23 protein-coding genes are annotated in these 22,023 nt (G+C 73.9%); 8 read left to right on the forward strand and 15 right to left on the reverse strand.

Annotated features, from left to right (window positions below; translation table 11 throughout):
- Nucleotides 1-58: 58 nt before the first annotated feature.
- Entirely contained in the window at nucleotides 59-1,129 is a 1,071-nt protein-coding gene (locus BLV02_RS10470) for a hypothetical protein (RefSeq protein WP_069112900.1), read from the forward strand.
- A 6-nt stretch (nucleotides 1,130-1,135) separates the two neighbouring features.
- On the opposite strand, the gene BLV02_RS10475 is transcribed toward BLV02_RS10470, so the two are convergent.
- Both BLV02_RS10475 and BLV02_RS10480 read right to left on the reverse strand, forming a co-directional pair.
- A complete protein-coding gene (locus tag BLV02_RS10475) occupies nucleotides 1,136-2,332 on the reverse strand; it encodes a hypothetical protein (protein ID WP_069112899.1) in 1,197 nt (398 codons plus the stop codon).
- Between the two features lie 2 nt (nucleotides 2,333-2,334).
- Nucleotides 2,335-2,847, reverse strand: coding sequence for a SigE family RNA polymerase sigma factor (locus tag BLV02_RS10480; RefSeq protein ID WP_069112898.1), 513 nt, complete (start codon nucleotides 2,845-2,847; stop codon nucleotides 2,335-2,337).
- A 264-nt stretch (nucleotides 2,848-3,111) separates the two neighbouring features.
- On the opposite strand from BLV02_RS10480, the gene BLV02_RS10485 reads away from it, so the two are divergent.
- Complete coding sequence (locus tag BLV02_RS10485; RefSeq protein ID WP_069112897.1) at nucleotides 3,112-3,615, forward strand: GDSL-type esterase/lipase family protein; 504 nt, start codon at nucleotides 3,112-3,114, stop codon at nucleotides 3,613-3,615.
- 29 nt (nucleotides 3,616-3,644) lie between these two features.
- Here BLV02_RS10485 and BLV02_RS10490 read toward each other — a convergent pair whose 3' ends face one another.
- On the reverse strand, nucleotides 3,645-5,084 hold the full coding sequence (locus BLV02_RS10490; RefSeq protein WP_069112896.1) for an LLM class flavin-dependent oxidoreductase: 1,440 nt from the start codon (nucleotides 5,082-5,084) through the stop codon (nucleotides 3,645-3,647).
- Between the two features lie 101 nt (nucleotides 5,085-5,185).
- Between BLV02_RS10490 and BLV02_RS10495 the strand changes: the two genes are divergently transcribed.
- Entirely contained in the window at nucleotides 5,186-5,704 is a 519-nt protein-coding gene (locus BLV02_RS10495; protein WP_069112895.1) for a COG4315 family predicted lipoprotein, read from the forward strand.
- Here BLV02_RS10495 and BLV02_RS10500 read toward each other — a convergent pair.
- Both BLV02_RS10500 and BLV02_RS10505 read right to left on the reverse strand, forming a co-directional pair.
- On the reverse strand, nucleotides 5,701-6,504 hold the full coding sequence (locus BLV02_RS10500) for a siderophore-interacting protein (RefSeq protein ID WP_069112894.1): 804 nt from the start codon (nucleotides 6,502-6,504) through the stop codon (nucleotides 5,701-5,703). The two genes, BLV02_RS10495 and BLV02_RS10500, sit on opposite strands and share 4 nt — an antisense overlap.
- Nucleotides 6,501-7,484 carry an ABC transporter substrate-binding protein gene (locus tag BLV02_RS10505; protein ID WP_069112893.1) on the reverse strand — a complete coding sequence of 328 codons (984 nt, stop codon included), beginning with the start codon at nucleotides 7,482-7,484 and terminating at the stop codon, nucleotides 6,501-6,503. Before BLV02_RS10505 ends, BLV02_RS10500 begins: the two co-directional genes overlap by 4 nt.
- Nucleotides 7,485-7,524: 40 nt before the next feature.
- On the opposite strand from BLV02_RS10505, the gene BLV02_RS10510 reads away from it, so the two are divergent.
- Nucleotides 7,525-8,328 (forward strand): helix-turn-helix transcriptional regulator, encoded by an 804-nt coding sequence (locus tag BLV02_RS10510; RefSeq protein WP_216094356.1) that lies wholly within the window; start codon nucleotides 7,525-7,527, stop codon nucleotides 8,326-8,328.
- Here the strand turns inward: BLV02_RS10510 and BLV02_RS10515 are convergent.
- The 7 genes from BLV02_RS10515 to BLV02_RS10545 all read right to left on the reverse strand — a co-directional run bounded on the left by BLV02_RS10515 (nucleotide 8,325) and on the right by BLV02_RS10545 (nucleotide 14,547).
- Nucleotides 8,325-9,176 carry a hypothetical protein gene (locus BLV02_RS10515; RefSeq protein WP_069112892.1) on the reverse strand — a complete coding sequence of 284 codons (852 nt, stop codon included), beginning with the start codon at nucleotides 9,174-9,176 and terminating at the stop codon, nucleotides 8,325-8,327. The genes BLV02_RS10510 and BLV02_RS10515 overlap by 4 nt on opposite strands.
- 77 nt (nucleotides 9,177-9,253) lie before the next feature.
- Entirely contained in the window at nucleotides 9,254-9,697 is a 444-nt protein-coding gene (locus BLV02_RS10520; protein ID WP_141711690.1) for a hypothetical protein, read from the reverse strand.
- 75 nt (nucleotides 9,698-9,772) lie between these two features.
- Nucleotides 9,773-10,444, reverse strand: a complete 672-nt coding sequence (locus BLV02_RS10525) for a response regulator (protein ID WP_069112985.1) — start codon at nucleotides 10,442-10,444, stop codon at nucleotides 9,773-9,775.
- Nucleotides 10,441-11,772, reverse strand: coding sequence for a sensor histidine kinase (locus BLV02_RS10530; RefSeq protein WP_083288879.1), 1,332 nt, complete (start codon nucleotides 11,770-11,772; stop codon nucleotides 10,441-10,443). The genes BLV02_RS10525 and BLV02_RS10530 overlap by 4 nt, the downstream gene beginning before the upstream one ends.
- A gap of 5 nt (nucleotides 11,773-11,777) precedes the next feature.
- Nucleotides 11,778-12,716 carry a D-alanine--D-alanine ligase family protein gene (locus BLV02_RS10535; protein WP_069112889.1) on the reverse strand — a complete coding sequence of 313 codons (939 nt, stop codon included), beginning with the start codon at nucleotides 12,714-12,716 and terminating at the stop codon, nucleotides 11,778-11,780.
- The gene (gene alr / locus BLV02_RS10540) at nucleotides 12,713-13,882 is read right to left on the reverse strand and encodes an alanine racemase (protein ID WP_083288902.1); all 1,170 of its coding nucleotides are present in this window, start codon (nucleotides 13,880-13,882) and stop codon (nucleotides 12,713-12,715) included. Before alr ends, BLV02_RS10535 begins: the two co-directional genes overlap by 4 nt.
- A 32-nt stretch (nucleotides 13,883-13,914) precedes the next feature.
- A complete protein-coding gene (locus tag BLV02_RS10545; protein ID WP_069112984.1) occupies nucleotides 13,915-14,547 on the reverse strand; it encodes a M15 family metallopeptidase in 633 nt (210 codons plus the stop codon).
- Between the two features lie 132 nt (nucleotides 14,548-14,679).
- Between BLV02_RS10545 and BLV02_RS36445 the strand changes: the two genes are divergently transcribed.
- Together BLV02_RS36445 and BLV02_RS10555 are read left to right on the forward strand one after the other, a co-directional pair.
- Nucleotides 14,680-16,140, forward strand: a complete 1,461-nt coding sequence (locus tag BLV02_RS36445; protein WP_069112888.1) for a hypothetical protein — start codon at nucleotides 14,680-14,682, stop codon at nucleotides 16,138-16,140.
- A gap of 72 nt (nucleotides 16,141-16,212) precedes the next feature.
- A complete protein-coding gene (locus tag BLV02_RS10555; protein ID WP_069112887.1) occupies nucleotides 16,213-17,886 on the forward strand; it encodes an alkaline phosphatase D family protein in 1,674 nt (557 codons plus the stop codon).
- Nucleotides 17,887-17,892: 6 nt separating this feature from the next.
- On the opposite strand, the gene BLV02_RS10560 is transcribed toward BLV02_RS10555, so the two are convergent.
- Genes BLV02_RS10560 through BLV02_RS10570 form a run of 3 tightly spaced genes read right to left on the reverse strand, consistent with a single transcriptional unit; the run spans nucleotide 17,893 to nucleotide 19,798 of the window.
- The gene (locus BLV02_RS10560) at nucleotides 17,893-18,555 is read right to left on the reverse strand and encodes a VOC family protein (RefSeq protein ID WP_074946270.1); all 663 of its coding nucleotides are present in this window, start codon (nucleotides 18,553-18,555) and stop codon (nucleotides 17,893-17,895) included.
- A gap of 2 nt (nucleotides 18,556-18,557) precedes the next feature.
- The gene (locus BLV02_RS10565) at nucleotides 18,558-19,097 is read right to left on the reverse strand and encodes a DinB family protein (RefSeq protein WP_069112886.1); all 540 of its coding nucleotides are present in this window, start codon (nucleotides 19,095-19,097) and stop codon (nucleotides 18,558-18,560) included.
- Nucleotides 19,094-19,798, reverse strand: a complete 705-nt coding sequence (locus BLV02_RS10570; RefSeq protein WP_069112885.1) for an alpha/beta fold hydrolase — start codon at nucleotides 19,796-19,798, stop codon at nucleotides 19,094-19,096. The genes BLV02_RS10565 and BLV02_RS10570 overlap by 4 nt, the downstream gene beginning before the upstream one ends.
- A gap of 64 nt (nucleotides 19,799-19,862) precedes the next feature.
- Between BLV02_RS10570 and BLV02_RS10575 the strand changes: the two genes are divergently transcribed.
- Entirely contained in the window at nucleotides 19,863-20,426 is a 564-nt protein-coding gene (locus BLV02_RS10575) for an ArsR/SmtB family transcription factor (RefSeq protein WP_069112884.1), read from the forward strand.
- A gap of 158 nt (nucleotides 20,427-20,584) precedes the next feature.
- The gene (gene argG, locus BLV02_RS10580) at nucleotides 20,585-22,015 is read left to right on the forward strand and encodes an argininosuccinate synthase (RefSeq protein WP_069112982.1); all 1,431 of its coding nucleotides are present in this window, start codon (nucleotides 20,585-20,587) and stop codon (nucleotides 22,013-22,015) included.
- The last annotated feature ends 8 nt before the right edge of the window (nucleotides 22,016-22,023 follow it).

Consider the following 22,023-nt stretch of genomic DNA (forward strand, 5'->3'; position numbering starts at 1 on the left):
CAAACCCGCCCAAATGAGCTTGCCCGCCGTTCGCGCCGGTGGTCGGTAGAGTCCGACCGTGGCTCACAGCGCGGACCTCGCCGACTACGAGCGCCGGTTCCGGCGCAGTGGCCTGCCGTTGTTCATCGAGGACTACACCGCGAGCGAGGACATCTTCACCCGCGCGGCGCCGTGGCTGGCGCTGGTGTTCCTGGGCGAGATGCTCGGCGCGACCGAGCTGGAGTGGCCGTTCCTGCTCAACGTGGCCGCCGCGCTCGGCGGGCTGGCCATCCTGGTCGCCGCGTTCGGGGCGCTCAACCGCATTCGCGGCCGCCGCTTCCTGGAGCTGCCGCGTGAGGTCGGACGGCCCGAGCTGGCGGCGTTCGTGCTGGTGCCGGCGCTGTTGCCGGTGATCTTCTCCGGTCAGTGGCGGCAGTTCTTCGGCATCATCATCGGCAACTCGGTGTTCCTGCTGCTGGTGTACCTGGTGGTCGGGTACGGCCTGATCGCGACGGTGCTCTGGGCGCTCAGCCGCATGGCCGACGAGCTCGCGGCGTCGCTGGGGCGGCTGGTCCGGACGCTGCCGCTGCTGCTGATCTTCTCGCTCGTGCTGTTCGTCAACGCCGAGATGTGGCAGATGTTCGGGAACATGCCGCGGGCGTTCGCGCTGGTCGTGATGGGGTTCCTACTCGGCCTGGGCCTGGTGTTCTTCGCCGTCCGGGCGCCCGGCCTGGTGCGCCAGCTCGAGAGCGACCTCAACGGCGACTCCCGGCCGCTGACCCGCCGCCAGCGCATCAACGTCGGGCTGACGCTCGTGGTGAGCCAGATCCTGCAGGTCTCCGTCGTCAGCGCCGGCGTCGGCGCGTTCTTCGTCGCGTTCGGACTGTTCGCGGTGACGCCGGAGGTGGGTGAGGCGTGGGCCGGCACCACCGGCTCGTGGAGCCAGACGATCTCGCTGTTCGGCCACGAGACGCTGCTGTCGGAGACGCTGCTGCGGGTGGCCGGCGGGATGGCGGCGTTCACGGGCCTCTACTACGCCATCTCCATCCTCACCGACTCCACCTACCGCGACGAGTTCATGGCCGGCGTCACCACCGAGATGCGCGGCGTGTTCGAGGCCCGCACGCAGTACCTCGCCCTGCGCGACTGACGGCGCTCAGCCGAGCACGTACGGGTTGTCGAAGGCGTCGGGGTCGGGGTCGGCCGGCCGGACCTCGGTGGCCGACTCGCAGGCGTCGCCGACGGTGCACCGGACGAGCGCGGCGCTGGCGTCGTCGTGGGCCTCGATCACGACCGAGGTGGGCGACTCCCAGCGCAGCGCGTTGGCCGCCTGGAACGTGAACCGGCCCATCTCGGCGCCGGTACGGGCGTCGAGGATCACCACGTCGTCGGGCCGCTCGACGCTGTCCCACGTCTCGACCATGGCCAGGTACCGGCCGTCCGGCGAGAACTGGTGCAGGTAGCCGTCGGCCAGCCCCCACAGCGTCGTGCCGGTCGCGAGGTCGGTCACCTCGGCCGGTCCGGTGGTGCCCCCCAGGACGGCGAGCCCGCCGGGCGACACGGCACGGACGCCGAGGTCCTCACGGAGCAGTGCGACCTCGCCGCCGGGGGCCCAGGCGTAGGTGCCCCAGGACTCGTTCGCCGCCGCCTCCACGACCACCCTGCCGTCGTCCAGGAAGCCCTTCGGCCGGGCACCCGGGCTGGGCGCGTCGGGCAGCTCGCCCACCACCTCGCCGGTGACGGCGTCGTAGACCATGACGATGCTGGTGAGGCCGTCCTCGCGGGCCTGCTCGTCGGTGGCCCAGTCGTAGTCCGGCACGCCCCACGCGATCAGCTCGCCGCCGGGGGAGACCGCCGGCGTGGTGACCCGGCCGTCGGCCAGCACGACCTCGTCGCCGTCGTCGGAGACCAGGGTCAGCGTGGAGTCGCCGTTGGCGGAGGCTTCCGACCCCCACGTCCACACCACGTAGCCGTCGCTCACCCGCTGGATGACCGGCCGGTCGGCCCTCGCCTCCCAGGCGATGCCGGTCGGCGTCACCTGGGAGCCGACGTGCAGGGCGCCGTCGGCGTACCAGGGCACTTCCGGCGCCGGCCCGGTGGGGAGCGCGCCGAGATCGATCACGTCCGCGTCGCCGGTGCCGGCCGGTGGGGCGTCGGTGCGTGGCGCCGATGGACCGACCAGCGCGACCCCGGCCGCGGCGGCCGCCACCACGAGCGCCGCGCCGCCGCCGGCGACGAACCGGGCCCGGCGCCGGGCGCGCACGGCCCGGCGGATGGCGCCGTCGGCGAAACCGGGCGGCACCTCACGGACCGCGTCGTCGACGGCGGCGCGCAGCAGGTGTTCGACGTTCATCGTCAGGCTCCGTCCAGGGTCGGTTCGAGGGCGAGGGCGCGCAGCCGGGCGAGGGCCCGGTGCGCCTGGCTGCGCACCGTCCCGGTCGAGCAGCCGAGCAGGGCGGCGATCTCCCGCTCGGGCAGGTCCTCGTAGTAGCGCAGCACCAGCACGGCTCGCTGCCGCGGTGCGAGGCGCTGTAGCAGCCGCAGGACGTCCAGGCGGTCGCCGACGAGGTCGGCGGCGTCGGGCGCCGGTCCCTCCGGCACGTCGCCGACCGGGTCCTCGCGCAGCACCAGCCGCCGGCGCCACCGGGTGACCTGGTCGTTGTAGATGACCCGGCGCACGTACGCTTCGGGGTCGTCCACCTTGCGCCAGCGCCGGTACAGCTTGGCCAGCGCGCCCTGTACGAGGTCCTCGGCCATGTGCCGGTCGCCGCACAGGGCGTACGCGGTGCGCAGTAGCGCCAGCGACCGCCCGGTGACGAATCGCCGGAACTCCTCGTCGTCCTGCGGATCCACCCTGCCTCCAGTCATGCGCCGTCACATCCGAGGACGCACGAACGGGCCGGAACGCTGCATGGAGCGTGCGCGAAGGATGCGGCCTATGCAACGGGTTCGGCGGCCCGGCCCGTCTTCGGGGTGAGGCGGGCGGTGTGCCCGCACCGGCGACCGGAGGGCCCGCCATGCCTCGATCGATGCTGCCTGCCTGCGCACTGACACTGCTGGTCAGCGCGGTCGTGGGGTGCGCGGTGCCGGAGCCGGTCGCGGCACCTGCGTCGGGTCCGCGACGGCGACGGCGTGCTGGTGGTGGGCGACTCCATCGCCCGGGCGACGGTGGACGACCTGGCCGCGCGGGTGGGCGCGGCGTCCGGGCTGTCCGTGGCCGTCACCGCGCACGCGGGCCGGCCGACGGCGCCGGCGGTGGACTGGATCGTCGCGAACGCGGGGCTGATCCCGGACCGCGGCCTCGTCGTCGTCAGCGGGGCGAACGACGTGTTCGCGCCGCTGGGCTGGTGGCGGCAGGTGGAGCGGGTGCTGGACGCGGCGGACGGCCGCCCGGTCTACTGGCTCACCGTCCACGTGGACCGCTGGCGCGGCGACGCGACGCAGCGTTCGGCCGACCGCGCGCACTCGGACTGGCTGAACGACCAGTTGCGGGCGGTCGCGGAGCGGCACCCGAACCTGGTGGTCGTCGACTGGGCCGGCGCGCTGTCCGACGACTGGCTGTCCGACGGCGTGCATCCGTCCGACGCCGGCGTCGCCGCCTGGTGCGGGCTGCTGGAACGTGCGATGGGGCTGTAGGGGCTCGAACGCGACTTCCGCTGACGGCGTCAGGGTGCGGCGATGGGGGCGAGCGCGCGGACGTCGTCGGGGGAGGCGAGGTCCTGGACGGCGACGAAGACGGTGCGGACGCCGCGATCGAACAGCTCGCGGTACCGCAGCGCCGTCTGCTCGGCCGTCGCCGCGTGGTGCTTGCGCGCGTACGCCGCCGCGGTGGCGTTGCCGCGGGCCCGTTCGACTCGCCGCCAGACGTCGTCGCGGTCGCGGCCGACGATGGGGAGGTCGAGGACGGTGACGGCGACGTCGCGGCCGGTGCGGTCGCGGTGCTTCTCGAACACCGCCAGCCGTTCGTCGAAGCCGTCGTCGGTGCGCAGGTTGCAGGCGTCGCCGAGGGCCGCGGCGATGCGCAGCGACCGGTCGCCGGACCCGCCGACGACGATCTCCGGCCGTCCCGCGGGCCGTGGGTAGGACGTCGTCTCGGGCAGCTCGACCCGGTCGCCGGAGTACGCCTTGGTGCCCGGCGCCCACAGCGCGCGGATCGTCTCGATGGCCCGTTCCAGCTCGTCCAGCCGCTCCTTCGGGCCCGGGAAGGCCAGCCCGTGCACCTCGTGCTCCCGGCCGAACCAGCCGGCGCCGATGCCGACGAACGCTCGGCCGCCGCTGAGCACGTCCAGCGTCGCGACCGACTTCGCGATGATGCCGCCGCGGCGGAACGTCACCGGGGTGCACAGCGGGCCCAGGCGCAGGCCGGTGCCGAGGCCGGCGATCATCCCGAGGGTGGTGAACGGCTCCGGGATCGGGTCCCAGGCGCGGCCGACCTGCGGGATCTGGATCAGGTGGTCCATCAGCGCCAGCCCGGCGAACCCGGCGTCGTCGGCGGCCAGCGCGACCTCCTTGAGCCAGCCGGCCGGGTCGTCGCCCCACGGGAAACGGGAGACCTGCAGGATCACCTGGCGCTCGCCCGGCGTGTCGGCGGCGGGCGCCGCGGGGGTCGCGACGGCGTCGTCGCGCGGCGCGTCCGCCGTGACCGTGACGACCAGGTCCCAGCCCTCGCCGTCCAGCTCGGCCGCGACCTCGCCCGCGCGGCGCAGCTGGCCGGCCAGCGCGGGCGCCGGGACCGGCCGGTCGCGGGCGGCGTTGCGGGCCCGGCACAACTCGGCGGGGGTGTCGAAGCGGACGGCGACGGCGGGCAGCCCGGCCTCGCGGGCGACGGCGAGGTAGCCGCGGCGGCGATCGGCGTCGAGGCCCAGCGTGTCGACGACGACGGTGAGCCCGCGCCCGGCCCGCGCGGCGACGATGCGGTCGAGCAGCGCGAACGCGTCGTCCGTCGCGTCGAGGTCGTGCCGGCCACTGCCCACGACGCCGCGCAGGTCGTCGGAGGACACGATCTCCTGCGCGCGGTAGTGGTCTCGCGCCCACACCGACTTGCCCGCGCCGGAGGCGCCGACCAGCACCACCAGAGCGGGGTCCGGGATCGGCTGTGTCGTCACGGGCTCAGGTTAGGGGGTGGACCGGCGCCATCCTGCGGTGCGCGTCCTCCGTATCACCTCTCATGGGCCGCGAACTCGCGGCAGGTAGGGGGAACGTCATCATGAGGATCAGCACTGTGGCCGTCCTCGGCACCGGACTCGTGCTCGCGCTGGCCGGCTGCTCGGACAACGGCGGGGGTGGGAGCAGTGCCGCGCCCGCGGCGCCCACCTCGTCGTCCGGATCGTCGGAGGCGCCGTCCGCGCCGGTCGCGGCCGCCGGCCTGGCGGTGTCGTCCAGCGACCTCGGCGAGATCGTGGTCGACGGCAAGGGCATGACGGTGTACGTCTACACCAAAGACACGCAGGGTGCCGGCACGTCCACGTGCAGCGACCAGTGCGCGGCCGCCTGGCCGGCCGTCCCCGCCGCGTCGGCCACCCCGGCGGTCCAGGGGGTCACCGGCGAGGTCGGCACCATCACCGGCGTCGACGGCAAGCCGCAGCTCACTCTGAACGGCTGGCCGCTCTACACGTACGCCGCGGACCAGGCTCCAGGCGACGTCACCGGTGAGGACGTCGGCGAGGTCTGGTACGTGGTGTCGCCGGCCGGTGAGCCGATCAAGGAGTCCGGCGACTCGTCCTAGTCCTCGTCGTGCCCGGCGATGCCGCGCTTCCAGTAGCCGGTCACGAGCGCGTCGGCCTCGCCGCGCCGCCAGCTCCGCAGCGGCTTGACGTCGCCCGCCTCGCCCGCCGCGAACAGGAACGTCCGCCCGGGTGGCCGCGGCAGCGCGTCGACGGTCGCGGCCAGCGCCGTGCCGGCGACCGGCCGGTGCACCGTCACCCGCTCACCGCCGGGGACCGGATAGTCGCCCTCGTCCGCCACGACGACGTCGGCGCTGACGCCCGCCGGCGCCGACTCCAGCCAGCGGGCGACCGCCGGCAGCCCGGTCGCGTCGACGGCGAAGACGTAGTGGTCGTAGGTGTACGGGAACGCCTTGCCGCCCGGCGGGCCGGCGATCGTCACCTCGTCGCCGATCTCCACGCCCGCCGCCCACGTCGAGGCCAGCCCGCCGTCGTGCAGCACGACGTCGAGGTCCACCTCGAGCCCGTCCGGGTCGAAGCGGCGGATCGTGTAGTCGCGGGTCGGGGGGAGCGGCCGCGGCCAGTCCAGCAGCTGGCGGTCGTTGGGTACCGGCGCGCGCAGGACGCCGTCGCCGTCGGGGAAGACGATCTTGACGTGGTCGTCGGCGTGGTAGGTGTGGAAGCCGGCCAGGCCGGGCCCGCCGAGCGTCAGGCGCAGCATCCGCGGCGTCACCTGCTCGCGGCGGCGCACGGCGACGGCGCGGACGCCGATGGGGTACGGGATGCGGGTGACGCCGCTGCCGGACCGGTGGTGCGCGGCGACCTTGGGGCCCGGGTCGTCGCGGTCCTCGGGCGCCCTCACCGGGCGTCCAGCAGCGGCGCCAGCGCCTCGTCCAGCGCGTCGAGGGTGAACATCGCCGAGGGGTACGTCGACGCCTCGGTGAAGCGGACCGGGAACGCGCGGCCGGCCCGCACCGCGGGCAGGTTCTGCCACAGGCCGGAGTCGAGCACCGCCTGCACCGACGGGTTCGGCGTGCCGTCGGGCTGGACCGTGTAGGTGATCGCGTCGGCCTCGCCGAGGCTGTCGGTGATCTGCTCCAGCGACACGTACTCCGAGACGTCCCGGCCGCCGCCGCCCGGCACGGCCACCTCGCCGTAGTACGTCACGCCGACGTCCTCGGCGATGTTCGTGCCCCACGACCGCGAGAACTCGCGCTGGAACGTCCCCTCCTCGGCGATGCCGTACCCGCCGACGTGGCCGAACTCCAGGCCGGCGAGGGCGTCCTCGTACTCGGCCGCCAGTTCCGCGGCCCGTTCCTCGTACGCCGTCCGGTCCTCCTCGAAGTGGTCCAGCCGGTCCGTCGCGTCGGTCTGCCGCTCGGACAGCTCGCGCCAGGCGTCGGGCACCGTCGGCCCGATGGCGACGACCGGGGCGATGGACTCCAGGTAGTCCAGGTCGATGTCGCCCATGACCGGCTGCGGGATGCCCAGCACGATGAGGTCGGGCCGCAGCTCGGCGATCGCCTCGTAGTCCGTCTCCGCCGCGGACTCGCCGGCCACTCGCGGCAGTTCGTCGTACGTCGCACGGTCGTCGTCGGTCATCATCGACAGCCCGCGCTCCCAGGACGAGATGCCGACCAGCGCCGCGTCGGCCTCGATCAGCGCGGGGACGGCGTACCCGGTGGCGACCACGCGCTGCGGGTCGGCGGGGATCTCGATGTCGCCGTTGTCGGCGGCGAACACCCGGGTGTCGTCGCTCGCGGTGCTCTCGGTGCCGCCGTCGTCGCCGCAGGCCGTGGCCACGGCGAGCACGAGGGCGAGGGGGAGGATCAGACTACGCATGCAGGTGAGGCTAGCCTTACTATGCCTGCGGGAACTGTCGATGAGAGGTCGGGTTGTGTCGCTGACGGAGCGGTGGGGGAGCGATCCGCTGTGGTGCGAGGAGTACGGCTACGGCATCGGCAGCCCCGGCGGCATCTACCTGCTCAAGTACCGGTCGGTCGGGGTGCTGGACTTCGGCGAGCGGCGCCAGGACTTCCTGCACCAGCTGTACTGGGCGCCCGGCGGGGTGCTGACGGCGCGGCACGGGGTGAGCGTGCGGTTCGTCGGCGAGGGCGAGGCGTTCTGGGTGCATCGCGCGGTCAGCCACGAGGTCCGCGTCACCGGCGGCGACCTCGTCTACCGGGTGTGCCTGCGCGAGGTGCCGCCAGCGCTCGACGGGCTGCGCGCCGGTGCCGTCTCCGTCGACGCGGAGGCGGGGCGGCTGCTGCGGGCGATCGCCCGGCCCGGGTACGAGGAGCGGCGCGCGTTGGAGGCGCGGGGGCGGATCCTGGCCGGGCTCGGAGTGTTCGCCGACGAGCTGCCCGGCCGGGCGGTGACCGGCGCCGGCCTCGCCGCGACGGTGGCGCGGGCGCTCGCGCACGACCCCGGCGACGACACCCGGCTGGACGAGTGGGCGGCGCGGCTGCACACCAGCGTCACGACGTTGCAGCGCGACTTCCGCCGCGAGTTCGGCACGTCGTACCGGCGGTACCGGACGCAGGTGCGGCTGCGGGCCGCCCGCGTGCTGCTGCAGACCGAGCCCGTCACCCGGGTGGCCCGCCGGGTCGGCTACGCCAGCCCGTCCGCGTTCGTGGCCGCCTACGGCAAGGAGTTCGGTCACACCCCGGGCGGCCGGCGGCGCTAGCCGGTGCCCATGCAGGTGACATCCGCGACGTCGGCAGGCAGGTCCGTGGCGAACGGCGGGATGTCCCTGGTGACGTTCCAGGCGGTGCGGACGACGACGTCCTCCGGCACCTCTCCGGACGGGGCGATGGTCCGGAACGCCTCGGTGAGGTCGACGCTGATCGTCAGCGATGTGCCCGCCTCGATCAGGACGACCTCGGCCACGGCGTCCATGCCCATGATCGCTTCCTGGGCGCCGGGATTCTCGAGCAGTGCGCTGGAGTTGGGGAAGCCCAGGTCGGCGGGTGCGGTGATCTCGTAGGTGGAGCCGGACGACGTCGTCTCGAGGTGCCGCGGCTCGCCGGTCGCGGCGGCGAGGAACTCCAGCGGCTCGACGATCAGCAGGTCGCCGGGCTGGAGGTCGGCGCCCGTGAGCTCGGCGGACGCGGCGTCGGTCAGGTCGATCCAGTGGGTGCCGCACGTCTCCACGGTGTTCGGGTGCCACATGAGCATGGCGGTGTCGGTGTAGACGAACCGGAGCTCGCCGCCAGGGGCGGCGTCGGTGCTCATGTCGTCGGAGACGGAGACCGTCCGCTCCATGTACCGCGCCTCGAGGTCGAAGCGGACCGTTTCCTCCATGAGCGTCATCGGGCCCATGCCGCCGCCGGTGATGCCGATGGTCTCGGTGTAGCTGCCGCGCCTGGCGGCCTGGAACGCGTCGACGGTGTCCCAGGGGACGGCGTCGCCGGGCGCCGTTTCGGCCGCCGGCCGAGGTGCGTCGGCGGCGCCGGACGGCGTCTCCCCTGCGCGGGCGCAACCCGCTGTGAGCACCGCGAGGACGGCGAGACCGGCGGCGGCACGGGCCGTCACGCGCAGTGTCACAGATGTTCGAAGCGTGGCTGTCACGAGCGGACTCTAGCGGCAATCCAAGCCGCCCGCGAGCAGGGTCAGGTGCGGCCGCCGTGTGCCCAGCCGGAGCAGGTGCTGGTGCCGTCGATGCACACCTGCACCGACACCGCGCGGCCCTCGGGGAAGCTGAGGTTCCAGTCGTCGGCCGCGGTGTCGATGGTGTACGTCGCCGTCCCGAACCCCTCCACCGACAGGTAGGCCTTGAGGCCGTGGCCGTCGGTGGAGTTCTCGCGGGCGTAGAAGCCCTCGCCGTAGGCCCAGAAGCCGACCTCGTAGAACAGGCCGGTGCCGGTGTAGAGCGACGCGAACACGTCGCGCCCGCCGGCGTCGTCGTCCGAGGCGTACGACTCGTCGTGGGGGTACCAGGTCCGGGCCGCCTCCGCGTCGGAGGTGCCCGCCCCCGCGGCGGTCACCCCCGTTCCGGCGACCGTGGCCGCCAGGCCGCACAGCACCATCGTCGTCAGTCGTCGTGTCGTCCGCACGTCTCCTCCTCAGGTCGTCGTGACAGGACGCCTTCGACCGTCGGCCGGGCCGCTTGCCGCGCGCTTGCGCCGCGCTTACGGCTGGTCGAGGAGGCCGTGCTCGTGTGCGAAGACGACGATCTGGACGCGGTCGCGCAGCGCCAGCTTGCGCAGGATCGCGCCGACATGCGTCTTCACCGTCGACTCGCTGGCGAACACGAGGCCGGCGATCTCGGTGTTGGACAGCCCGCGCGCCACCGCCGTGAACACCTCGCGCTCCTTGTCCGTCAGCGACAGGTACGCCGCCGGCACCGCGGTGCGGGACCGGAACTGGCCGTCCAGCAGCGTCGCGAGATCCTGCGGCGCCAGCACCGCGTTGCCCGCGTACACCGTGCGGATCGCGTCGCGCAGCTGCAGCGGCGTGGTGTCCTTGAGCAGGAACCCGCTGGCGCCGTACCGGATCGCCGTCGCCGCGCGGTCGTCGAGGTTGAACGTGGTCAGGACGACGACGCGCACCGGCGTGGACCGGCGCGACACCCGGTCGGGCAGGAAGACCTGCCGGGTCGCCTCGACGCCGTCCATGTCGGGCATCCGGATGTCCATGAGGACGACGTCGGGGGAGAGGTCGTCGACCAGGCGGACCGCCTCGAGCCCGTCGCCGGCCGAGCCGACCACCGTCATGCCGTCCTGGGCGTCGACGATGACGCGGACGCCCTCGCGGAACAGCTCCTGGTCGTCGACCAGGAGCACCCGGATGTCAGCGGTCATGCGCCGCCCGCCCGCACGGGCACCCACGCCGTGGCGGTGAACGTCGACCTGCCGTCCTCGTCGCGGCGGCGGACGTCGAGGCGGCCGCCGACGGACTCGAGGCGGCGGCGCATGCCGTCCAGCCCGGCGCCGCCGCTGGCCTCGCTCGCGGCGAACGGCGACGGCGCGACGACGTTGCGGACCTCGATGCGCAGCTCGCCCTCCCAGTGCCGCTCGACCTCGACGGGGGTGTCGCGGCGGCCGTGCTTGATGGCGTTGGTCAGCATCTCCTGCAGCACCCGGAACGCGACCACCTCCAGTTCCGGCGGCAGCGGGCGCGGCACCCCGATCTCCGTCGACACCACCTCGTGCCCGCTCGCCCGCACACCGTCGACCAGGGTGTCGAGGCCGGCCGGCGGGGCGTCGGGCTGCTGGGTGTCGGCCAGCACCTGCCGGACGTCGCGCAGGGACGTCCGCGCCGACGTCGCGATCTTCGCCATGGTGTCCTTCAGCGCCTTCGGGTCGGTGTCGTCGAGGTACTGGGCCGACTCGGCCTGCGCCAGGATGACGGCCAGCGAGTGCCCCACCACATCGTGCACGTCGTTGGCCAGCCGCGCCTGGTCTTCGCGCAGCCGGGCGATCTCGCGGGCCTGCTCGGTCTCGCTGACGGCGCGCGCGGCGTCCTCCTCGGCGGCCTCCTGCGACGCCCTCGACAGGCGCGCGCGGTCGCCGAAGCGCAGCGTCAGCCCGGCCAGCCACGGAGCTCCGAGCGCCGCCGCGCCGATGAGCGCGGCCGTCAGCTGCCACGTCGTGCTGAGCTCGCGGATGGTGTCGACCACGCTCTCGTTGCCGGCCAGGCCGGCCAGCCCGCCGAGGCCGCGCGAGTTGACGATGGCGATGACGATCAGGCCAGCGAGCGGGATGGACAGCGCGCTCAGCCACACCGTCACCGTGCTGCCCCAGCGCGCCGTCCCGAACGCGACCGCGGCGATCGTCACCTGCACGAGCATGAGGTCGATGCCGGCCAGCAGCTGCAGCCCGCACACCCCCCACACCAGCGCCAGCGCGGCCGCTGGCAGCCGGCGGCTCAGCCCGACGGCGGCGGCGGTGCCGATCGCGACGAACACCAGCTCGACCCGGTTCCCCGGCAGCACCCATGCCGTCGCCGCCTCGTACAACCCGAGGAACGCGACGATCGCCGCCACGGCGAGGTCGGGCACCCACGCCCGCAGGTCGGCGACCGGGTCGCGGCGCGGTCGCCGACCGGCCGGCGGCGCGTCGGTGTCGAACGGGGCGATGGCGGGTCCTCCGGCGGAGTCGGTGCGGGCGTGTCCCAGCAATGGAACCATGGCACTCACCCGAGGACGTCGCGGACGAGCAGGTCGAGCAGCTCGGCGTACGACACACCGGCGGCGGCGAACATCTTCGGCACCTGCGACTGCTCGGTGAAGCCGGGCATCGTGTTGACCTCGTTGAGCACCGGCCCGGCCGCCGTCAGGAAGAAGTCCACCCGGGCGACGCTCGCGCAGCCGAGGGCGTCGAACATCGCGACGGCGGCGTCCTCCAGTTCCTTGCGCTCGGTGTCGGCCAGGTCGGCGGGGATGCGGAAGTCGGCGCCGCCGCCGTACTTCGTCGCGAAGTCGAACAGCCCGTCCACCACGATCTCCAGCGCGGGCGCCACCGTGCGTGACCCGTCCGGCCGCCCGAGCACGGCGAGGTCGACCTCGCGGCCGGCGACGACGTCCTCGACGAGGACGCGGCGGTCCAGCGCGAACGCGGCGTCCAGCGCGGCCGGCAGCTCGTCCGCGGCGCGGACGAGCGACACCCCCTGGCTCGACCCCGCCGAGACCGGCTTGACGACCACCGGGTGGGTCCAGCGGTGGGCGGGCGCCGTCGACGGGGTCAGCAGGACGCCGGGCGCCACCGCGATCCCGAGATCGGCCGCTACCAGCTTCGTCGCCCACTTGTCCATCGCCAGCGCCCCGGCCAGCACGCCGGACCCGACGTACGGGACGCCGGCCTGATCGCACAGCGCGGCCAGCGTGCCGTCCTCGCCGCGCGGGCCGTGCAGCACCGGGACGGCGACGTCGCAGGTGCGCAGGACGTGGATCGCGTCGGTGAGGTCGACGGGACAGCCGTCGCCCTGGCGCCAGGCGCCGTCACGGCCGATGGTGAGCCGGACGACGGCGTACCCGGCGGACTCCAGCGCGCCGCCGACGGCCGCCGCCGAGGCCAGCGAGACGTCGTGCTCGCAGTTCTGCCCGCCGCCGATCACCGCCACGCGCGCCCTCATCGGACGCTCCGGAGGGTGGGTGCGGCCGCTTTGCAATGAGCACCTATGGGCACCGGTGCGTAGGGGTGCTCATTGCAAAGGGCCTGACGGGTGACGCGCGGGCCGATGCCGGTGACGATCTCGTGCTCGATCGTCCCGGCCCAGCCGGCCCACTCCGCGGCCGTCGGCTCGCCGTCGTCGCCGGGCCCGAAGACCGTCGCGACCTCGCCGGGCGCGACCTCCTCGTCGCCGAGGTCGACGACCGCCTGGTCCATCGACAGCAGCCCGACCAACGGCCGGCGGCGGCCGCGGACCAGCACCTCGGCCCGTCCGGACGCGGCCCGCGGCAGCCCGTCGGCGTACCCGAGCGGCAGCAGCCCCAGGTGCGTCGCGACCGGCGCCGTCCACGCGTGCCCGTACCCGACCGGGGTGCCGGCGCGGACCCGGCGGACGGTCACAACCGGCGCGGTCAGCGTCAGCGCGGGCCGCAGCCGCACCGTCCGGGACGGGTCGATGCCGAACAGGCCGGCGCCGACGCGGACCAGCGTGTGGTGGGTGCGCGGGTCGGTGAGGGTCGCGGCGGTCGCGGCGAGGTGCCGGTGCGGCGGGCGCAGCCCGAGCGAGCGGGCCACCTCGACGCCCCAGGCGAACCGGGTGCGCCCCGTCGCGTTGGACCCGTCGGCCGGGGCGTCCGCGCAGGCCAGGTGGCCCATGACGCCGTCGACCCGGATGAGGCCGCGCTGCTCGGCCAGGCGGGCCGAGCTACACAGCCGGGCCCACTCGGCCGGCGGCGCGCCGTCGCGGGCCAGGCCGGTGTCGAGGTGGAGGTGGACGCGGGCGCCCGGCGCGGCGGCCGTGACGGCGTCCAGGTGCACGCGGCTGGGGACGGCGAGGTCGATCCCGGCGGCGACGGCGGCGGCGAAGTCCGCGTCGACCGGGTTCAGCCAGCTGAGGACGGGCGCGCGCACACCGGCCGCGCGCAGCGCCAGCGCCTCGTCGACGCTGGTGACGCCGAGCCGGGTCGCGCCCGCGGCGAGCGCCGTCCGGGCCACGTCCGCGGCGCCGTGCCCGAACCCGTCCGCCTTGACGACGGCCATCAGCGCCGAGCCCGGCGCGTGGGCGGCGATCGTCCGCGTGTTGGCGGCGACGGCGGCGAGGTCGGCGGTGAGGGTGGCGCGGCTGGTCATGGCCTGCGGGTGCGCGTCGATGGTCGCGGCGCTCACGCGGCCACCAGGTGCGCGCCGATCGGGCCGTACAGCGCCGCCGGCGCGCCCGTCGTCAGGGCCCAGTAGCGGTCGCCGTAGCTCCAGTGCCACCACTCGGTCGGGTAGTTCACCAGCCCGGCCGACCCGAGGACGTCGGCCAGCAGCGCACGGTGGACGCGGGCGTTGGCGGAGATGTCGCGCGCGGCGAAGTAGCAGGCGCCGTCGCTCTGCTCCGGCGTCGCGTCGATGGGCGTGCCGAGGTCCAGGTCCCGCCCGTCGCGGTCCACCAGCGTGAGGTCGACGGCCGCGCCCGCCACGTGCGGCGCGACCCCGACCGGTGCGACGAACCGGCTGGTCAGACGCTCCAGCTCGGCGAGGTCGTGGTCGATGCCGGGGTGGGCCGCGGACACCTCGGCGGCGTACCGGGCGATGATCGCGCGCTGGTCGGCGATGCTGCGGTGCCCCTCGACCACCCGCAGCCCGATGCCGTCGGGGAGGCGGTCGCGGGCGAGGAGCAGCCGCTGGGCGAGGGAGACCCGCACCCGCGCACGGGCCGGGCCGAACGGTTCGGTCAGCTCCACCAGCGGCTCGCCCTCGTCTTCGACGGGGATCGCGGAGACGCGCGGGTCGGACAGCAGGATCGTCATGACCAGCACGCTAGGAACCGCGGCCGGTGCGGGACCTCCACCTGAGGTGCCGAAGCGCTGTCCTCGGGTACGAGATCCCTGACCTGCGGGTCCAGGGGTAGGCTGCGCGCACCGGCGATGGGGGAGAGGCGCGTGCGGCGGTGGACGGGGTGGTTCAACCGGCCGATCCTGTGGCTCGTCCTCGCTCTCGTCGCGGCCCTTGCGGGCCTGGTGTTCGCCACCGAGGCGGCGCGGGCGTTCTCCCGCCCCGCCGAGCCGACCGGCATCGCCCGGTGCGACCGTGATTTCGACACGGGTTGCCTCACCAGCCGCGACGCGGTGCCGGAAACGCCTTTCGACCGCCGCGGCAACCGCTTCACCGGGATCCGGACGTGGCGACTGGACGTCCAGGGCGACTGGCCCCGCCGACCGTACGAGCGACGGCTCGAACTGGAACTCCGCAGCCAGGCGGGCCGAGACGAGCTGGGCGCAGGCATCACGGTGGAGGTCGTCTTCGCCGGCTCCGAGGCGGTCTGGGTTCGGTTGCCGTCCGGAACCGTGCTCGAGACGACAGCACATCCGTGGCAGGCCGTCCCGTCCGGCGGCTTCCTTGCGCTGATGTTCGTCGGCGGTGCGGTGTGGGCTACGGACATCGCGGTCCGCAGCGCACGCCGGCGCCGGTCATGGGTCCGGGCCGGGCACGCCGAGGTGGAGCCCGGCATCGCGATGGCCCTGTTCGGCGTCGGCGCCCTCGGCGTCCTGGTGCAGTTCGGTTACCCGCGGCCTACGCCGCTCGGTGTGGCCGGGCTGGTCCTGACCGGCTGGGTTGGCTGGGTCGTCGTGCGGCACCGGCACCGGCTCCGGCGGGAGCGGAGCGATCGGCCCGTCACCGCGTCGCGGTACCTCGCACGCCGTCGTCGCGCCGACCTGATGGATGAGCTGACGCGGCTCACCGTCACCGCAATGCCCGGCGCGGACCGCCGCAACGGCCACCTCGCCGTGGTCGTCCGGCCGTCAGCGCCGCGCCAGTGGGCGCTTGACTCCGAAGGTGTCGCGGCCGCGGCCGGGCGCGCGCTGGCGGCGCGTGGCCGGGACGGCTTCGCGCCTGACCTGACGGCCGGTGGCTGGATCCGGGTCGGCGACGGTGTCCGGCTCACCCGCGGGATTGGCGTCGACGGCCGGGCGGACGAGGACGGGCTGCTGGAGGTCAGCGCGCGCGACGACGGCACGATCCTGCTCGCCTGCGGACGGGGGACCTCGTACGCCGCCGAACCCTCGCCAGTGCCGAACGGCGGTGACCCGGCGCAGGGCCCCCCGGTGGTGCTGCCGGCGCTGCTGCTCGGGCTGACCCAGGCGGCTCTGCTGCTCGCCGCCGAGCTGTCGGTGGGCGACCCGCCGCAGGAGTGGACCGTGGGCGTGCGCATCGACCGGTTGCGTGGGGCCGTGACGCGTGAATCGCTGCTCGTCGGCGGCGATCCGCTGCCGCTCGACCGGGATTCCTACGTGATGGCCGTGCAGGCGAGCGCCGCGGACGTGCCGGGGGACTTCGACGGCATCAGCCGGCGCCTGCTCAGCCCGCTGTTGCGTGACCTCGGTGTCGCTGACGCGACCTGACTCGCGACGACGTTCAGCGGAACGTCACCTTCCGTCATACTGGCCGTCAACCCGCGTGGGAAGCGTGCACCCATGGATGTCCTCGCCCAGCGTCCCCTGTCCCGTCGTCTCTTCGTCACCGGCCTCGGCGCGAGCGTCGCGGCCGCCTCCGTCCCCAGCCTGATCCGCGTCGACGGCGCGCTGGCGGCGCCGCCCGGCACCGGCGGCGCGCTGCCGGACGGCGTCTTCTCGCTCGGCGTCGCGTCCGGCGACCCGCTGCCCGGCGGCGTCGTCCTGTGGACGCGGCTCGCGCCGGACCCGCTGAACGGCGGCGGCATGCCGGACCGTCCGTTCCCCGTCGAATGGGAGATCGCCGACGACGACACGTTCGCCCGCGTCGTCCGCCGCGGCCGCACCGTCGCGCTCCCGCAGCACGGCCACAGCGTCCACGCCGAGGTCGACGGCCTGCGGCCGGGCGCCGGCTACGCCTACCGCTTCCGCGCCGGCGGCCAGGTCTCGCCGGTCGGCCGCACGAGGACGGCGCCCGCGGGCTCCGTCGCCGCCGTCCGGTTCGCGTTCGCGAGCTGCCAGAACTGGCAGGACGGCTACTTCACCGCTTATCACCATCTTGCCGGTGAGAACGTGGACTTCGTCGCGTTCCTCGGCGACTACATCTACGAGTCGGTGCCGCGCACCACCACCGTCCGCACCCACGAGGGCACCGGCGAGCCGGCCACGCTGGCCGAGTACCGCAACCGGCACGCCCAGTACCGCTCCGACCCGAACCTGCAGGCCGCCCACGCCGCGTTCCCCTGGGTCGTCACCTGGGACGACCACGAGGTCGACAACAACTGGGCCGACGAGATCCCGCAGGACCCCGACCTCCAGACGCCCGAGGCGTTCCGGGCCCGCCGGCAGGCCGCCTTCCAGGCGTACTACGAGCACCTGCCGCTGCGCCGGGGTTCCCGCCCGCGCGGCCTCGACCTGCAGCTGTACCGGCGGCTGCGGTTCGGCGACCTCGTCGACCTGCACGTCGTCGACACCCGGCAGTACCGCTCGGACCAGCCGTCGACGCTGGAACAGGCCGAGACGGCGCCGCTGACGATGACCGGCGACGAGCAGGAGCGCTGGCTCACCGACGGGCTCACCGACGGCGGCACGCGGTGGAACCTGCTGGCCAACCAGGTGATGTGGGCGCAGAACGACCGCACCGCCGGCGAGGTCGACACGTTCGACTTCGACAACTGGGACGGCTACCGCGTCCAGCGCCGCCGGCTGCTCGAGCTGTTCGGCAGCGACGCCGTGACCAACCCGGTCGTGCTGACGGGGGACCGGCACTGCACCTGGGTCGCCGACCTGCACCCCGACTTCGACGACCCGGCGTCGCCGGTCGTCGGCGCCGAGATCACCGGCACGTCGATCTCGTCCGGCGGCAACTCCGACCCGGTCGCGTTCCAGAACACGTACCGGCCGATCGCCGCCGAGAGCCCGCACTGGAAGTACTTCGACAACCAGCGCGGCTACGTCGTCTGCGACGTCACGCCGGAGCGGTTGCTCAGCTCGCTGCGCCTGGTCGACACCGTCTGGCAGCCCGACGGCGCCACGGTGCGGACGGCGGCGGAGTTCGTGGTCGAGGCCGGCCGGCCCGGCGTCACCGTCGAGTACGAGGAGCCGCGGTCGGTGGAGCAGCGGGCCCAGGCCCGCCGCGACGCCGGCCCGCGCTACGACGTCGACGACGTGGACGAGACGGCCGACCTGCAGCGCTGACGGCCGTCAGTCCCGCCCGGTCGCGCAGGTCACGTCGGCCTCGTTGCCCTCGGCGTCGGCCAGCGTCCACCACGTCGGCGCGGCGTCGCGGACCAGCCGGCCGCCGGCCGCGAGCGCCGCCGCGACACGTGCCTCGGCCAGCTCCGGCGCCACCCAGATGTCGAGGTGGAAACGGTTGCGCTGCGGGCGGGGCGCGTCCATGTCCTGGAACCAGATGGACGGGCCCCGCCAGCGCGGGTCGACGAGGTCCTCGTCCGGGCTGTCGGCGCGCCGCGCGTACCCGAGCACGGCCGCCCAGAAGGGCATGACGTCGGCGCTGACGAGAGCGTCGATCGTCACCTGGACGGTCTGGACCAGCGCCGGGTCGGCGGCGAGGCCCTGCTCGCGGGCCAGCTCGGAGATGCGAACCGCGAGCTCGACGTCGTCCGTCGTCATGCCCATGTAGTCGGGCGTCTCGGTGAGCAGGCGGACGGCGACGGTGTCGTGCCGCAGGTCGACGTCCGGACGGTGCGGCCCGGCGCCGCCCGCGGCCGCGATGGCCGCGACCAGCCGGGCGCCGGCCGCGAACGACCCGGTGCGGAAGACCGCGGTGGCGCCGTCGCCGACGACCCGCCAGCCGCGGGTGCGGTCGTCGGCGTGGAAGGCGCGCATGGTGATCGGCTCGGACATGGTCACTCCCCGGTGCTGCCGTCGACGGACTCGCGGATGAGGTCGGCGTGGCCGTTGTGCCGCGCGTACTCCTCGATCATGTGCGTCAGGATCCAACGCACGCTGGCCGCGCGGCCGTCGCGCCAGGCGCGGTCGGCGGGCCGGCTCAGCCCGCCGTCGGCCACCGCCTCGGCCAGGTTCGCCCGGGACCGCTGGACCGACTCGTCCCACAGCGCGAACAGCTGCTCGGGCGTGTCGCCGGCGGCGGAGTTCCAGTCCCAGTCGTAGTCGGCGGCCCAGTCGACGGTGGCCCAGGGCGCGCTGCGTTCGCGGCCGAAGAGCCAGAACGTGAACCAGTCGTCCTCGACGTAGGCGAGGTGCTTGAGCAGCCCGCCGAGCGTCATCGTCGACGCGCCGACGGTGGCGTTCAGGCCGGCGGCGTCGACGTCGCGGCACTTCCAGGCCAGCGTGGCGCGCTGGTAGTCGAGGAAGCCGGTCAGCGTGTGCAGCTCGTCGCCGTCGACCGGGGGCTCGGGACGGCCGTGCTCGTCGACGTCGCTCACTTGGCGGCCGCCGCGTCGATGGCCCGGCCGAGCTCGTCGGGACGGCTGAACTGAGGCCAGTGCCCGGTCGGCAGGTCGACGTACTCGACGTCGCGCAGCCTGGTGAACTCCTGGACGGACGGTTCGCCGGCGTCGATCCACTCGCGCAGCTGGGCCGCGGAGAACTCCGGGCAGATGACGGTGACCGGGACGTCGTAGCGACGCTCGTCGGTGAGCCGGACCGGGTCGGTGGCGAACCGCTGCGGCGACGGGACGGCGCGGGCGCGGAAGTCGGCCCGGGCGGCGTCGTCGAGGTCCTTCAGGTCGTCCTCGCCAATGTCCTCCCAGGTGGGCAGCGGGATCTCGCCGTTCTCGGCGGGGAAGTTCCCGAGCGGCTCGCCGTCGCGGGCCGGGAAACCGCCGATGTAGACGGTGCGGGCGACGTGGTCCGGCCGGGCGTCGGCGGCCAGGTACGCCAGCGCCGAGCCCATCGAATGCCCGACGACCAGCACCTTCCCCTCGTCCTCCGGCACCGCGTCGACCGCCGCCACCACCGCGTCGATGTGGTCCTGCAGCGTGACGGCGGACCGGTCGGCGTCGCGGGACTCCAGACCGGGCAGCGTGAGTGGGTGCGTCGTGTGGCCGGCCCGCTCGAGGACGGGGATCACCCGGTCCCACGACGACCCGTCGAGCCAGAGGCCCGGGATCAGAACGATGTGCATGGTGCGCCTCTCGGGTTATGATCCAGATCTACGGATCAATCCAACGTAGTGGAACGGACCGGAAATGTCGATCGATCGCGCGATGCCCGATTACGACCTGGACGACCAGGCCGTCGTCACGGCGCCGGCGCAGCTGCGCGCGATGTCCGACCCGCTGCGATCGACCATCCTCGAACTGGTCCTCGAGCGCGCCGCCACGGTGACGGAGCTGGCCGCCGCCGTCGGGCGCCCCAAGTCCACCGTCGCCCACCACGTCGGCGTCCTCGTCGACGCCGGCATGCTCCGTGTCGTCCGAACCCGGCGGGTGCGCGCCATCGACGAGCGCTACTACGGCCGCACGGCCCGGCTGTTCCGCATCGGCAAGATCGACCACCCCGTCATCTGGGAGAACGACCTCTCCGTCGCGGCCGCCGAGGCGCGGGCCGCGTACGAGGCCGACGTGATGATGAGCATCCACCGGCACGCCCGGATCCCGCGGGAGCGGGGGATGGAGTTCTGGGAGAAGGTGCTCGAGCTGGTCCGCGAGTTCAGCACCATCCCTCGTTCCGGCGACACCGTGTTCGGCTTCGTGGCCGGGCTCTACCCGACGGAGCACCCCGCCCTGCCCGATCCCGCCCCCGAGGAGTGAGGCGTCGGCGGGCCGGTCATCGTCGACGCCGTGGTGACGACGACGGCAACTGTTGGCGCCGGCGTCACCATGCCCGGTGACCACTCGCCGCAGCCGGTGGGGCAGATCACCCGAACGACCGCTTGCATAGTCATGCAGAACCCTGCATACTTTTGCTCGTGTCCAAAGTGCTCACCTCCCTGCCCGCCGGCGAGCGGGTCGGCATTGCGTTCTCCGGCGGCCTCGACACCTCCGTGGCGGTGGCGTGGATGCGCGACAAGGGCGCGGTGCCCTGCACGTACACCGCCGACCTCGGTCAGGCCGACGAGGACGACATCGACTCGGTGCCGGGGCGGGCGAAGCTGTACGGCGCCGAGATCGCGCGGCTGGTCGACTGCCGCGCCGCGCTGGTCGAGGAGGGGCTGGCGGCGCTGACCTGCGGCGCCTTCCACATCAGGAGCGGCGGCCGCGCGTACTACAACACGACGCCGCTGGGCCGGGCGGTCACGGGCACGCTGCTGGTACGGGCGATGCTCGAGGACGACGTGCAGATCTGGGGCGACGGGTCGACGTTCAAGGGGAACGACATCGAGCGGTTCTACCGCTACGGCCTGCTCGCGAACCCGAACCTGCGCATCTACAAGCCGTGGCTCGACGCCGCGTTCGTGGGGGAGCTGGGCGGGCGGCGCGAGATGAGCGAGTGGCTGCGCGCGCACGACCTCCCGTACCGCGACAGCACCGAGAAGGCGTACTCGACCGACGCGAACATCTGGGGCGCGACGCACGAGGCGAAGACGCTGGAGCACCTCGACAACGGCATCGAGACCGTCGACCCCATCATGGGCGTCCGGTTCTGGGACCCCGAGGTCGAGATCGCCGCCGAGGACGTCACCATCGGCTTCGAGCAGGGCCGTCCCATCAGCATCAACGGCAACACCCACGCCAGCGCCGTCGACCTCGTGCTCGAGGCCAACGCCATCGGCGGCCGGCACGGGCTGGGCATGTCCGACCAGATCGAGAACCGCATCATCGAGGCCAAGAGCCGCGGCATCTACGAGGCGCCCGGCATGGCCCTGCTGCACGCGGCCTACGAGCGGCTGGTCAACGCCATCCACAACGAGGACACCGTCGCCAACTACCACAACGAGGGCCGGCGGCTCGGCCGGCTCATGTACGAGGGCCGCTGGCTCGACCCGCAGGCGCTCATGCTGCGCGAGTCGCTGCAGCGCTGGGTCGGCTCGGCCGTGACGGGCGAGGTGACGCTGCGGCTGCGGCGCGGCGAGGACTACTCGATCCTCGACACCACGGGCCCGGCGCTGAGCTACCACCCGGACAAGCTGTCGATGGAGCGCACCGAGGACTCCGCGTTCGGCCCGGTCGACCGCATCGGCCAGCTCACCATGCGCAACCTCGACATCGCCGACTCGCGGGCCAAGCTCGAGCAGTACGCCGGTCTCGGCATGGTCGGCAGCGCGCACGCGGAGCTCATCGGCGCGACGCACCTGGTGGGGGAGCTGCCGGAGGGCGGCGCCGAGGCCATCGCGTCACGAGGCGAGGTCGACTCCGACGCCATGCTCGACCGCGCCGCCATGGAGTTCGGCACCGACTGACGCACGAA

This window comes from Jiangella alba (assembly GCF_900106035.1).
Taxonomy (GTDB): Bacteria; Actinomycetota; Actinomycetes; order Jiangellales; family Jiangellaceae; genus Jiangella; species Jiangella alba.

Bases quoted from the DNA above. Each gene is read 5' to 3' on its own strand.
- BLV02_RS10545 (WP_069112984.1), bottom strand. From the start codon at position 14,547: ATGACGATCCTGCTGTCCGACCCGCGCGTCTCCGCGATCCCCGTCGAA.
- BLV02_RS10570 (WP_069112885.1), bottom strand. From the start codon at position 19,798: ATGCACATCGTTCTGATCCCGGGCCTCTGGCTCGACGGGTCGTCGTGG.
- BLV02_RS10505 (WP_069112893.1), bottom strand. From the start codon at position 7,484: ATGCGTAGTCTGATCCTCCCCCTCGCCCTCGTGCTCGCCGTGGCCACG.
- BLV02_RS10475 (WP_069112899.1), bottom strand. From the start codon at position 2,332: ATGAACGTCGAACACCTGCTGCGCGCCGCCGTCGACGACGCGGTCCGT.
- BLV02_RS10480 (WP_069112898.1), bottom strand. From the start codon at position 2,847: ATGACTGGAGGCAGGGTGGATCCGCAGGACGACGAGGAGTTCCGGCGA.
- BLV02_RS10530 (WP_083288879.1), bottom strand. From the start codon at position 11,772: ATGGTTCCATTGCTGGGACACGCCCGCACCGACTCCGCCGGAGGACCC.
- BLV02_RS10555 (WP_069112887.1), top strand. From the start codon at position 16,213: ATGGATGTCCTCGCCCAGCGTCCCCTGTCCCGTCGTCTCTTCGTCACC.
- alr (WP_083288902.1), bottom strand. From the start codon at position 13,882: ATGACCAGCCGCGCCACCCTCACCGCCGACCTCGCCGCCGTCGCCGCC.
- BLV02_RS10525 (WP_069112985.1), bottom strand. From the start codon at position 10,444: ATGACCGCTGACATCCGGGTGCTCCTGGTCGACGACCAGGAGCTGTTC.
- BLV02_RS10495 (WP_069112895.1), top strand. From the start codon at position 5,186: ATGAGGATCAGCACTGTGGCCGTCCTCGGCACCGGACTCGTGCTCGCG.
- BLV02_RS10535 (WP_069112889.1), bottom strand. From the start codon at position 12,716: ATGAGGGCGCGCGTGGCGGTGATCGGCGGCGGGCAGAACTGCGAGCAC.
- BLV02_RS10560 (WP_074946270.1), bottom strand. From the start codon at position 18,555: ATGTCCGAGCCGATCACCATGCGCGCCTTCCACGCCGACGACCGCACC.
- BLV02_RS10510 (WP_216094356.1), top strand. From the start codon at position 7,525: ATGAGAGGTCGGGTTGTGTCGCTGACGGAGCGGTGGGGGAGCGATCCG.
- BLV02_RS10575 (WP_069112884.1), top strand. From the start codon at position 19,863: ATGTCGATCGATCGCGCGATGCCCGATTACGACCTGGACGACCAGGCC.